We start from the raw sequence: 12,233 nt of genomic DNA, 5'->3' as shown, positions 1-12,233 counted from the left end.
ACCGGCATTCTGCTGATCGAGCAGCACGTATCGCTCGCTCTCGCCGCGGCGGATCGCGCGTACATCCTCGACCGGGGCCGGATCGCGTTCAGCGGCACCGCGGCAGCTCTCGCCGCCGACCCCGATCTGATCAATGCCAGCTATTTCGGGATCGGTTCGTCAAATGAGCGGCAGCCAGGCATCCTGCGGCCTCCCGGACCCACGGGATCGGCTTCCGGACCTGCCGGATCCGCCTCGCCGATCCGGAAGGAACCCCGAGCGCGGGCGGACGTGAATGAGCATCGACATGAATGACCATGGTTCGGCGCCCGCAACGCCCGCAACGCCCGGTGGACCTCGTCCGGGCAGCGTGCTCGCGGTGATGGCCCACCCCGACGACGCGGAGCTGTGGGCCGGTGGCACCCTCGCCCTGCACGCCCGGGCCGCCCGTGTCACCATCGCAGTCCCGCGCAACGCCGCCGACCGGATGGCCGAGGCCGAGGCGGGGGCGCGCATTCTCGGCGCACACCTGCACGTCCTCGACACCGACCGGATCGCGGCCGAGATCCAGGAGCTGCTGATCGGGCTGTACCCCGAGATCGTGGTGACCCATCCACTGGCTGATGTCCACCCGCGCCACCGGCGTGTTGCCGCGGCCGTGCTCGAAGCTCTGCCGCAGGCAGTGCTCACCAGCGGCCGTCCGCATCGGGTCTACACCTGTGACAGCTACAACTCCCTGACCGTGGACGGGCCGGTGCGTGCCACCGCGATCGTCGACGTCACCACCACTTTCGACGTCAAGCTCCAGGCGCTGCGCGCGCACGGCGGCACCCAGCCGATCAGCGAGGAGTTCGGCCCCATGGCCGAGAACCTCGGTCGACTGTGGGGTGCCCGGATCGGGGTCGCCTACGCCGAGGGATTTGTGGCACTACCCGTCCTCGGACGGCTGCCCGGCGTGACCTGTCTCTGACTGGCCGAAAAGCGCGCGATCGTGGTTTTCGCGCGCTCGGCGGTCCCGCAGAGCCTGTGTTCTACAGGAGCATGCCCCGCCGATGGTCGACCATCGGCGGCCGAAGACGTCACAGCGTGGACGGGTGTCAACCTATGGTCATGGTGACGACTCCCACGCATACGCTCGCATACAACTTCTGCCATGCGTGGGCGTGGCGGCAGCAGACGGCTGGATGGATGGCGCGGCAGGTGGACGGACGCGGGGCTGGTGACGGTAGGGCTTGCCGTCCTGTGCGGGCTCGTGGCGCTGTGGATGCGGGTGCCGGCCTTCTACCCGGCGACCGTGGACGCAGGACGAGCCGGGGCGATCGCGGCGACCCGTACCGACATCGGGATCGCCGCCGTGGCCCTGGTCGTTCTCGCCGGGATGATGATCGGCCTGGCCGAGACCTGCCGGGCGAATGCCCATGCTCGTGATGCCGACCGCCGGACCTGGGAGCGGGAGCTTGCCGGGCAGCTGATCGAGCGCTACACCCGTGCGGTCGACCAGCTCGGTTCGGACACGTTGGACGTGCGTCTCGGTGGGATCTACGCGCTTGAACGGATCGCGAGGAGTTCCCCGGAGGATCACCCCACCGTGGTCGAGGTGCTCTCGGCGTTTGTCCGGGAACACGCGGTCGCGGCCCGGCCCGATGCCAAGCCGGCGGCGGCAGGCGTTCATGCCGGTGCTCTCGGTGATGAGAACGGTTCTTGCGGGGTGCCCACGGCGGGTGGGCCGGATACCGACGTCCAGGCGGCGATCACGGTCCTCGGCCGGCTTCCCCACCGGGAGGGAGTTTCCCGCGCCGATCTGGTCGGTGCCGACCTCACCGGCGCCCAACTGGGCCGGGCAGATCTTGCTCGGGCCCGCTTGGCCGGCACGGACCTCTCCGGTGCCTGTCTGGTCGAAACGAACCTCACCCGTGCCGAACTCATCGGTGTGAACCTGCGTGGCGCCCAGCTCGACGGGGCGGAGCTGACCGGTGCCCTGCTGGACCGGGCCGTCCTGCGCGGTGCCCGGCTGGTGGGGGCGGATCTCACCGGCGCCTGGTTGGACGGAGCCGATCTGACCGGTGCGCGCTCGCTGACACAGGAACAGCTCGAAGCAGCGCACGGGGACGCCGCCACGACGTTGCCGGAGGGGCTCACGCCGCCGGAGTCCTGGCCGGCGTCCTGGCCCGCGGACGTGGCGTTCCCGCTCTGAGCGTCCCAGGGACCTGGGCTTCCCGGACATCCAAGATCGGACGATCAATATCCACCGGACACGGCCTGGAGCCGGAGATAAAGCGATCATGTTTCTTTCGCGGTGAGATCCGTGAAGCCTGCTCCCCGGCCACCGACGTGAGTACGTGAATCCCGACGTGGGCGGAATACCCACCGCATACCCACTGCGCACCGGTCGTTCGGCTGCGCAAGCAAACCCTGGACGGCCCGTCCGGACGTGACCTGGCTATCAGTTTCCCGACTCCATGGCCGGGCAGAAAGGCCTTGAAGATCCGAGGACTTCCGCCGTCGCCTTACCGGCTGCCCTGCCTGTGGTGGGGGCGAGGTGGATCCCGTGAGTGGGTATTTGGCGGGATGCTTCGGGCGTATTTGACGCTCCGTAATCATCATTACTGTAAGAAGTTGGCTCGTTGCCGAACGGAGTTTCCAGCGGAGATCATATTTGTGGCTTCCGTGTGCCTTCAGGATTATGGATCTTGAAAATCTGACTTCACTCTGATCTGAATCGAGATGGGAATGTGATGAGGATCACGGCGTTGGCGATGGCGTTGGAGATCGTTTAATTGTGTCGAATCGGGTGTTAAGGACAAAAAGGAAGGAGGCAGTCGGGGCGATGACGCTGTCCCGACTGCCTCCACTGCCCTCGGCGCCTTCCCGGTGCCGGAGCAGAAAACCGGTCTCCGTCGCGGAGATCGGATAGAACGTCGCCGTCAGTGACCCGGCGGTCTGAGCTTCCCGGATCTGCCGGATCGGCGAAGCCGGGCCGGCAGGAACCCCGGGCGGGGAAGGATCATGGTTGCCTTGGCCTTCTAGGCCGAGCCGACGGCGGTCAGGGCGACGCGGGCGTGATCGGCGAGATCGGCGGCTCCCGGGCATCCGGTAAGTTCGATCTCACGGCACAGCGTCGCGACATCCCTTCCGGCCATACCGGAGTCGAGAAGAGCCGCCTGTTCGACGGCCTGATGCCCGAGTTGAACCGCCGCCTCGGCATCTCCGGCCCGGACGTGCGCCACGCCCAACCTAGTCATGGCTTCCACGCGGGCGCGTGGAAAATCACCGGCCAGGCCGTCCGCCGCGGCATCCAGATAAGGAATCGCCGCTGCCCCGTCGCCGCTGGACAACAGCGCCTCACCGGCGAACAGGGAAATGCAGGGCGGTACACACCAGTAAATATGCGGCGGATCCTCCGCCGGCTGGGACTGGCTGATGAGATGAACCGCGTCCTCGGCAGTTCTTGCGGCCGAGGCGCTTTCACCCGCGCGACCGTACGCGAGTGCGAGTGCACCGGAGATTGCTGCCTTCTCCGTGGCGGTCATCGCCGTGCGGGCTCCGGCCTGAGCCGAGCGAAGCATGGTGACGGCGTCGTTCGGATCGCCGTACCAGGATGCCTGCTCGGCCATGCAGCGCAGGATGTTGGCCCCCAGCGCCGGTTGCCCGGCCTCGCCGGCGGCCCGCAGTGCCACCATCCACAGGCGCTGGGCGCCTCCGTGGTAGCCGCTGTCGAACGCCGCCCAGCCCGCCAGACGGGCGAGCTCGGCGGCGACGGCGTACAGCCTTGCCTCGTGGGCGTGGCCGTACACCGCGGTCCGCAGGACGCGTACGGCGACCCGCAGTTCCGCCATGGACAGTTCGTATATGTCATCTCCTCCGAGAACGTCATCCATTCGGCGAAGCGTTTCGACCCGCCGCTCGAAGCCCGCGACGAGCGAGTCGCTCACACGCTTTCCTTCGAGTGCCGCGGCAAGTCCGGCTGAATCGGTCATGAGCCAGTGGTGTGCGACCGAGGTCAGCGCCACGCCGGACACGCTTAGAAACATCCGCCTTTCCATGTTGGCGGTCACCTCCTCGAACCCGACGTTCAACCCGTCAGGTCTCCACAGAAGGTCGAGATCGGCGTCTGCCCATCGAGCCTCCCCATCGTCAACTGAATTGGACAGGAGTGCCAGAGCCCCGGTTTCGGGCCCGGTGTAGTCGCATGCCCAACCTAGGGCAACGACATTCGTGCAGTAATAGCGAGCAAGGAGATCACAGTGTTCCCAGCTTGGGCGCTTGCCGCCCTCGTACTCCGAGAGGCGCTGTGCGGTCAACGCATCCCACGGTCTACCGATGTCCTCGGCGAGACTCTTGATCTCTTCCGCTGCCCGCGCCAGAGACAGGCCGCGAATCTGGCGTGCATGCTGCAACGGACCGATGGTAACCCTTCGAGGAGGCATCTGACCTTCTCCCATTTGGCCGTCATGTCAAGGCATGTACTCGGAACGTAGCCAACCCCCCCTCCGGAGTCTAAGGACCCGCGGTCACCTGTGGTGAGTCGTTGTTCCCGGTTGGTCCGCGGGGGAGCACCTTGATTTTTCCCGGATTCCGCCCCGGCCGGTATTCGTCGGCCCCGTATGCGGCCCCAGCCGGAACCCCGCTGCGGCGGGACTCGGGCACACGCGGAGTATCCGGACGGTGATCGTGCGGATCTGTGAACTGGCCGGTGGATGTCCCGGCGCGCACTGAATTCCATCATCCTGAGCGAATGCGGGGTACCGGCTGTTGTCTTCCAGGCCTTATTTCCGGGTTCTGCGGACCCCCGTGGGTGCTATTCCCCGATCCCCCGTTCTGAAACATTGCGAGTAGACAGCAACTTGGGCCGGCCGTACGCTTCTGCTCGATTTAGTCTTCATGTCGACGCGACCACAGGACGGTGTCGGATGAGCAGAAGAGTTCTTGTACTGGATGCCGACGGCGAGTTGCGCGGTCAGTTCGAGGATATGAACTCCACATACATGTGGAGCCACGTTCGGACGCAGGAGCCGCAGTCCGCAGAGGATTTGGAAGTCTGGCGCCAGCGCAGCGCCTGCCGGGACGAGGACCCGGAGTTGTTCTTCCCCGTCGGTACCACCGGACCGGCCTTGCGGCAGTTGGAGGAGGCCAAGGCCGTCTGCCGCCGTTGTCTGGTGATCCGGGAATGCCTCAACTGGGCGCTTGGCACCGGGCAGGATGCCGGGGTCTGGGGTGGCCTAGACGAGGATGAGCGCCGTGCGCTGCGTCGCCAGCTGGTCAACCCGCCGGCACCCAGGGTGCCCCAGTGAGCACGCCGACGTTGCAGCGCATCGCCTCCCCGGCGCCGATGGCTCGCGCCATGGCCGACTGGCAGCACGCGGCAGCTCGGTTGTGGATTGCCGCACGTGAATATGCCGAGGCTGTGACCTCGGAAAGCGATGTCATGACGTCGCTCGCCCGGCTGATTGCCGATGGCGCACCGGAAGAAGAGATCGACCAGGCTCGTACACTGCTCGCGCATCTGATGGTCGTACGCGCTGATGTCGGCCGTCGCCTGGGCCTGACCGCACTGCCGGACGATCTCGCTCGTGCCGGCCGGGACCTGCTGTCCGCCGCCCCGTCGGCGCGGGAGCGCACGATCCCCCGACCTCGACAGAGCGCGGTCTGATGATCCGACTCGCAGGGGCGGCGACAATGATCGTCGACCGTCCTCGAGCAGGGGGACGCAGCCCCCGGGGAACGGTTCGCCAAGGTCCCGACGCACCGGCGCGCCCGCGTCGCAGGAACAACGGCCGGTTTACCGGAAATGCGGCGGCCGTTACCACAATGAAATGTCCGCTGCTCGTCCGTGTCGGTTTCGGCCGCATGCCCCGGGCTGGCGCGAATCCGACAGGAAATCGTCACGACATAACACCACGTGGATCTCCGTGTCACACGTCGACCACCTCGGCCACGACACGGCGGCGAAGGGAGGAGGCTCGGCGGTCGCCGGCTGCGTCCGGGTTCATCGAGCCCGGCCTCCTCAGCTGAGGACCACGTGGTCGAAAAAGCTCCCCGGGGTGGTTGTCGACAATGGTCGTGACCCCCGGGTGAGACCCCGGCGCGGGCCATCTGACGCTCCCCTCCGCGGATGGATGGCCCGCGCCGGTCGGTAAAGCCGACCAGGCACCAAAATCGGATCCGATCATTTCTCCACGCCGCCCGTGGTACCAGGGCAGAGCGTGGTCGGGTAGCGATCCGACTCCTTTGGAGCGCCCAAGGACGGGGTGTCACGAGATGACACTCCTGCTCTCGGGCGCTCCTAATCCTGCATTGCAGGCTTCTTGCCGCCGCCTCGAGTGGCTGCACAAGTGGAAACGACGCGACAGGTAACCGAACCGTACTTGCGCACGAGTGACACGAGTGAAAGGAGCCGGCTGTGACGAACTGGCATGTGCGGTCCTACGACACCACCGATCACACCGCGACGGTCCGTTTGCTTGAGGAGGTCAGATCCGACGCGGAAGGGCCGTCCTTTGATCTGACCGACACGGTTCTTGCGCTGCGGGAGGACACCCCCGCGGTTGTCGCCGTCACACCCGATCAGTTCGTGGGCGTCGCGGTCGCGAAATATGAACGCGGGCATGCCCAGGTACTTGCGCTGGCAATCGCGCCGGCATGGCGCTACCGGGGGATCGGGTCTGCTCTCCTCCAGGCGCTGGAGAATCAGTTGCTTCACGCCGGGCACCGCCGCATCACCACACTGCTCGCTCCGGGGCAGTTCGGCGAACTGGCCTTCCGCAACCGGGGATTCAGCAAGACGGGGCTCACGCTCTACGAGAAGTACGAACCGCTGCGACCGGCGGACGTCACGACCGTGGAACGCTGGGGCGGCACTCTGCTCACCGCGGCTGAATGGCACGGCCTCGCCGGTATGGCCGACGGCAAGAGACTGGTGGAACAGCGACTGCTGCTTCCCATCAAGGAGAACGAGCTGGCCGAGACGTATGGGGTGGTCACCCCGACGGCCATGCTCCTGTTCGGGCCGCCGGGCACCGGCAAGACATCATTCGCCCGGGCCGTGGCGGCACGCCTGGAGTGGCCGTTCGTCGAGCTGCTGCCGTCCCGGCTGGTCGCGGCGGGCGGTGGCAACCTCGCGGCTGAACTGCGCACGGCCATCACCGATCTCATGCAGGTCGAGCGTGTGGTGGTCTTCATCGACGAGGTCGACGAGATCGCGCAGTCCCGGGACGCCGTCGGGCCGGAAAGCCAGTCCGTGGTGAACGAGCTGCTGAAGGCAATTCCCCAGTTCCGCAGCGCGCCGGGGCGCCTGCTGATCTGTGCGACGAACTCGATCGCGGCTCTCGACCCGGCGTTCATCCGACCGGGCCGTTTCGATCTTGTCCTCCCGGTCGGGCCCCCAGACGCGCCCGGACGCCGCCTTCTGCTCGACCGCTTCCTCGAACGGATCGACAACAAGCAGGTCGACATCGAGCCGGTGGTCGCGGCGACGGAGCTGTTCACGCCGGCCGACCTCGCCGCCACGGTCCAGCGGGCAGTGGCGGCCGCCTTCCATCGTGCGGTCGACAGGGGAGAGCGGCTTCCGGTGACCACGGACGATCTGCTCGCCGCGGCACGCTCGTCGCGGCCCACCATAAGCTCGGAGGAGCTCGAGCGCTTCCGAGCCGATGCAAAGATCTTTACTCGTAGCTGAAGCAGCGTCTGCCTCCACTGCGCTCCCCCCACGGACGGTCTCCCCGGCTTTCTCAAGGCCTCCGAGCGCGCGAAAATCATGGTCGTGCGCTCTTCGGTCGGCTAGTTATGGATCTTGTTTCGAGACCGCCTCCGGTGACGGATGCAGGTTCGGTCACTGCTCTGGTCGTCGACCCGAGGCAGATCGGGAAGCGGCTACGATCCGCGAGACACTGGCCGTCGCGGGCCCGTGTCCGTTGCCCGCGGCGGGCAGGTATCGGTTGTCTGTCGGGTTCACCGGGTTCATGTCATTCGTCTGCATTGCTACCGATGGTGCACAGTTGATGTTCCCGTGTCTACAGCGATCCGGCAGTGTTGTGTTGTGTGTGTCTTGTGGACGACTGCAACCTGTAGCGCGAACGTCGATGATCGGCTGCGTGTAGATGGCTCATGACGGCGCCGTCGCCCGTCCGGCGGCGGCGCCAGGGGTGCGGTCCTGCCCTCATCCCTGCCGCGTGGCGCGGCCCGCTCGTGGTCGTATCGTGGTGATCGGCGTTTCCTTGTTCGTTGGTTGTGGTCATGATGGGGACAGTGCGGACAGTGCGGACAGATGGAAACGCGGTCACAGTGACCGACAGTGGCCTGTTGGGTCCGTTGGGCCTGTTGGTTGTGCTGGTCGTCGCTGACATCGTCGTCCCGCGGATCAATCTGACCGGTTTCTACGGGCTGGTGCCCCTGCTCGCCTCCGCCTCCGCCACCGGCGCTCCGGTCGCCACCGTGATCGTGGGGCTTGCCGCGGTGGCCGCGAGCGTGGTGTCGGGCGCGTGGGAGGACTTCGGGAGCGGGCAGCACGTCACCGCCTGTGTCCTCGTCGCTATCCAAGCCTGCGTCGCCGTCTACGTCGCGGTGATGCGGCTGCGTCGGGAGAGGGAGCTGGGACGTGCCCGCGCTGTTGCCGACGTGGCCCAGCGCGCACTGCTTCCGGCCGTTCCCGGGACCGTCGACGGGATCGCGTTCGCCGCTCGTTACCTGTCCGCCGCGGCCGAGACTCTCGTCGGCGGCGACCTGTACGAGGTGGTGACGGCACCCGCCGGCACCCGAATGATCATCGGGGATGTGAAGGGCAAGGGGCTGCCAGCCGTCCGGCTGACCACGGTCGTCCTCGGCGCGTTCCGGGAGGCTGCCGTCGTCTATCCGGAGATCGAGCGGGTCGCCGAGGCCTGCGCTCGGGCGGTCTCTCGGGAGGCGGGTGCCGAGGACTTCGTTACCGCCCTGATCGTCGACATCCAGCCGGACGGCACGCTGTGGCTGATCTCGGCGGGGCACCCACCACCGATACTCCTGTCCGGGGACTCCGCCCGCCCGCTGCAGATCACTGAGCCCAGCCCTCCACTCGGTATCGCCGAGCACTTCACGGCGACCACCGGCAGGTGGGATCCTGGCGACAGGCTGCTGCTGTTCACCGATGGTCTGATCGAGGCACGCAACAGCGAACGGGCCTTCTTCCGCCTTGACGACCACCTTGCCGCGCTCGCGGCCGTCACTCTCGACGCCGCCCTGGACCGCCTCGTCTCCCATGTACACGGTCACGTCGGTGGCAACCTGCACGACGACCTCGCGCTGCTCATCGCCGAACGGTTGCCCACGATGATCACCCGGACGGTCGAAAGTGTCGGAACCCTGCACGGCCGGACCGCCGGCCGGCTGTAGGTGGAGGTGTGGGTGGGCGTGCTCCGCGGTGAAAGTGATCGCTGTCTGAAATAGCCTATTTATATCGTTTTGTCCTTTTTGCCGGTTTCTGTTTCGTACGTCGTTAGTCATCTCACTCCTGCGTCGTACGGGTACTTTTGTCCGGACGGCCCGGCTGCGGGCGGGCACTGACCGCGACCTGCTGCCGACCGGCGGCCTGGTACGGACAACCGGCGGCGGACGGCCTGTGTACCGTTCCCGCGTGTATCCGGTCGGTAAAGAGAAGGTTTCATCCGCCGTCCGTTGTCGTACGGTTTGTGATCCTCGGCATCGATGCCGAGGATCCGGCCGGTACGCTTTGACACGAGTGGGCGAGAAAGGAGATTTGATAATCGTGCTGCGTCTCACTCGGAAATCTCTGTTTCGTGTCGGAAATTCGGCCGGTCTGCCGGCGGGTCAGGGTCTTGCAAACCGGCCGGTTCGGGGGGCCCGGGCCTCCGGGCCGCTGAAGGCGTGTTACTGATGGTCGACGTTCCGGAGGTTTCGGTCAGGGCGCTGGGGCCCTGCCGGATCGCGTCGCCACTGGCGCCGCTGATCGATGACAAGCGGACGACTCAGCACTACGTCGACGAGGATGATCGCGTACTCCTCGACGACACGTTGTCAATGATTGCTCAACGCAACGTGCCGATCGACAGCCTTCCCGGCTTCGAACCGGCGGGGCCGCGGCGGAAGATCTTTTTTGACCCGTCGAAAACCCGGGTCGGAATTGTGACCTGCGGAGGGCTTTGTCCCGGTCTCAACGACGTCATCCGTGGCCTGGTGCTGGAGCTGACGTCCCACTACGGTGTCACCAGGATCTTCGGCTTCCGCAACGGATACCAGGGGTTCATCGCCCGGTACGGCCACAGCGTGCTGGACCTGACCCCCGAGCTCGTCAGCACCATCAACGAGAACGGAGGAACGATCCTCGGTACGTCCCGGGGGCAGCAGGACCCGGAAGAGATCGTCGACTGCCTGGAACGGATGAGTATCACCATCCTGTTCGTGGTGGGTGGTGACGGTTCCCTGCGCGGCGCGCTTGAGATCGGCCGCGTCGCGCGTGAACGCGGGGACAAGATTGCCGTCGTCGGTGTGCCGAAGACGATTGACAACGATGTCCCGTATATCGACCAGAGTTTTGGTTTCCAGACCGCGTTCTCAAAGGCGGCCGAGTCGATCCGGGCGGCACATGTCGAAGCGATGTCCTCGCCCAACGGTATCGGGGTGGTCAAACTCATGGGCCGCCACTCGGGCTTCCTCGCATGCTACGCATCCCTGGCGAACAGCGATGCGGACGTCGTGCTCGTTCCCGAGGTGCCCTTCGCGTTCGACGGTGACGGCGGTCTCCTGCGCTTCCTGCACAGGCGTGTCGAGGAGCGGGGGCATGCGGTCGTCGTCGTGGCGGAAGGCGCTGGCCAGGATCTCCTCGCTCAGGAGGATCCCGCTACACCCCAGGGCAGCGACGCTTCGGGCAACGTGAAGCTTCGGGACGTGGGTCAGCTCCTCACCAGGCGGATCACGGATCACTTCGCCGCCGCGAAGATGGAGCTCAACCTCAAGTACATCGACCCGAGCTACGTGATTCGCAGTGTGCCGGCCAACCCCTACGACAGCGTGTACTGCATCCGGCTTTCACATGCTGCCGTGCATGCGGCGATGTCCGGCCGTACCGAAGTGATTGTCGGACGGTGGCGCCGCCGGTTCGTACACGTCCCGATCACGATGGCCATCAGTCACCGCAGCCAGGTCGATCCAGCTGGTGACCTCTGGTTGTCGGTCCTGGAGGCGACTGGTCAACCGGTCCGGTTCTGCTGATTCGCAGCGACTGATCCACTGGAGATGACCTCGACTGGAACGCACCACGTGGTTCTCTGAGTGACCTGGCCCTCCGGCAGCGCGAGAAAAGCATGATCGCGCTGCCTTTGGCCCTCTGGCGCGTACGCCGACCGTGATGACCGCGATCTGTCATCACGGTGGCTCGGCTGGCGTAAAATTGACTCGTGCCTGCGTACCAATACCGTTGCCGTACGTGCGACACCAGTTTCGAGGTGCGACGTGGCATCACCGAACCGGCCGCTGTCAGCAATCCGTGTCCGGGTGGCCACACTGACACCAGCCGGGTGTTCACCGCTGTTGCCGTCAGTCGCGCAGGGTCGTCGGCCTCGCCTACGCCTACCCCGTCAGGCGGTGGTGTCTGCTGTGGTGGTGGTTGCTGCGGTTGACCAGAAGGTGCCAGTGGATGGGTTTGCATTGGGCGTTTGATGTGATTTTTTTGCTACAAATTCCGGTATTTGGGGCTTAATCGTACATCTGCGGCTTCCTTGACGGTCTAAATTTGTTTAGTCTTACTAAGCAAGTTTTCGATGCGTGGCATCGTCGGCATTCGAGGAGGGGGCACCAGGTGCGGGATGTGGATCGTACGGAAACAGATATAACGGACAATTTCGGTGCAGTACGGCCGCCCGGTGTGGTTGACGGATCTGCCGCGCCGGGCCGGCATTACAAGTGGATCGCACTGTCCAACACCACGTTGGGCATCCTCATGGCCACGATCAACTCCTCGATCGTCCTGATCGCCCTGCCGGACATCTTCCGTGGAATCAACATCAACCCGCTGAGCCCGGGGAACACCAGTTATCTGCTGTGGATGATGCTGGGCTTCCTGATCGTCACGGCCGTCCTGGTGGTGACCTTCGGACGTCTCGGGGACATGTACGGACGCGTCCGCATGTACAACATGGGTTTTGCGATTTTCGCGGTCTCCTCCGTCCTGTTAGCCGTTACCTGGATGGATGGCAGCGCGGCCGCCATATGGCTCATCGGATGGCGAATCGTGCAGGGCGTGGGCGGGGCGTTTCTCTTCGCGAACT

Annotated in this window: 10 protein-coding genes and 1 pseudogene; 10 read left to right on the top strand and 1 reads right to left on the bottom strand. The window is 65.6% G+C overall.

Going from position 1 to position 12,233, the window contains the following annotated elements; genetic code table 11:
- The 3 genes and pseudogenes from DD1DGNOD_RS30240 to DD1DGNOD_RS24475 form a co-directional block, all read left to right on the top strand.
- A pseudogene (locus DD1DGNOD_RS30240) lies at positions 1-294 on the top strand (hypothetical protein); the annotation flags it as partial.
- Positions 287-949, top strand: coding sequence for a PIG-L deacetylase family protein (locus DD1DGNOD_RS24480; protein ID WP_131765106.1), 663 nt, complete (start codon positions 287-289; stop codon positions 947-949). The pseudogene DD1DGNOD_RS30240 and the gene DD1DGNOD_RS24480, both read left to right, overlap by 8 nt.
- 249 nt (positions 950-1,198) lie before the next feature.
- Positions 1,199-2,173 (top strand): pentapeptide repeat-containing protein, encoded by a 975-nt coding sequence (locus tag DD1DGNOD_RS24475; RefSeq protein ID WP_241255957.1) that lies wholly within the window; start codon positions 1,199-1,201, stop codon positions 2,171-2,173.
- An 829-nt stretch (positions 2,174-3,002) separates the two neighbouring features.
- Here the strand turns inward: DD1DGNOD_RS24475 and DD1DGNOD_RS24470 are convergent.
- On the bottom strand, positions 3,003-4,376 hold the full coding sequence (locus DD1DGNOD_RS24470) for an XRE family transcriptional regulator (protein ID WP_131765108.1): 1,374 nt from the start codon (positions 4,374-4,376) through the stop codon (positions 3,003-3,005).
- Between the two features lie 588 nt (positions 4,377-4,964).
- Between DD1DGNOD_RS24470 and DD1DGNOD_RS24465 the strand changes: the two genes are divergently transcribed.
- From DD1DGNOD_RS24465 to DD1DGNOD_RS24435, 7 genes are all read left to right on the top strand, one after another.
- Positions 4,965-5,270: a WhiB family transcriptional regulator gene (locus DD1DGNOD_RS24465; RefSeq protein WP_131765190.1), complete on the top strand. Its 306-nt coding sequence runs from the start codon at positions 4,965-4,967 to the stop codon at positions 5,268-5,270.
- Positions 5,267-5,629, top strand: a complete 363-nt coding sequence (locus DD1DGNOD_RS24460) for a hypothetical protein (protein WP_131765109.1) — start codon at positions 5,267-5,269, stop codon at positions 5,627-5,629. Before DD1DGNOD_RS24465 ends, DD1DGNOD_RS24460 begins: the two co-directional genes overlap by 4 nt.
- A 750-nt stretch (positions 5,630-6,379) precedes the next feature.
- Positions 6,380-7,654, top strand: coding sequence for a GNAT family N-acetyltransferase (locus tag DD1DGNOD_RS24455; RefSeq protein ID WP_131765110.1), 1,275 nt, complete (start codon positions 6,380-6,382; stop codon positions 7,652-7,654).
- A gap of 605 nt (positions 7,655-8,259) precedes the next feature.
- Positions 8,260-9,342 (top strand): PP2C family protein-serine/threonine phosphatase, encoded by a 1,083-nt coding sequence (locus DD1DGNOD_RS24450; RefSeq protein ID WP_346434376.1) that lies wholly within the window; start codon positions 8,260-8,262, stop codon positions 9,340-9,342.
- A 501-nt stretch (positions 9,343-9,843) separates the two neighbouring features.
- A complete protein-coding gene (locus DD1DGNOD_RS24445; protein ID WP_131771121.1) occupies positions 9,844-11,178 on the top strand; it encodes an ATP-dependent 6-phosphofructokinase in 1,335 nt (444 codons plus the stop codon).
- 185 nt (positions 11,179-11,363) lie between these two features.
- On the top strand, positions 11,364-11,585 hold the full coding sequence (locus tag DD1DGNOD_RS24440) for an FmdB family zinc ribbon protein (protein ID WP_131771120.1): 222 nt from the start codon (positions 11,364-11,366) through the stop codon (positions 11,583-11,585).
- A gap of 320 nt (positions 11,586-11,905) precedes the next feature.
- On the top strand, positions 11,906-12,233 hold a 328-nt coding region (locus tag DD1DGNOD_RS24435), incomplete at its 3' end, for an MFS transporter (RefSeq protein WP_131771124.1).

The sequence above is a fragment of the Candidatus Protofrankia californiensis genome (genome assembly GCF_900634765.1).
Classification (GTDB): domain Bacteria; phylum Actinomycetota; class Actinomycetes; order Frankiales; family Frankiaceae; genus Protofrankia; species Protofrankia californiensis.
Note: the sequence above shows the minus strand (reverse complement) of the source record. Positions and strands in the feature narration are given on the sequence as shown.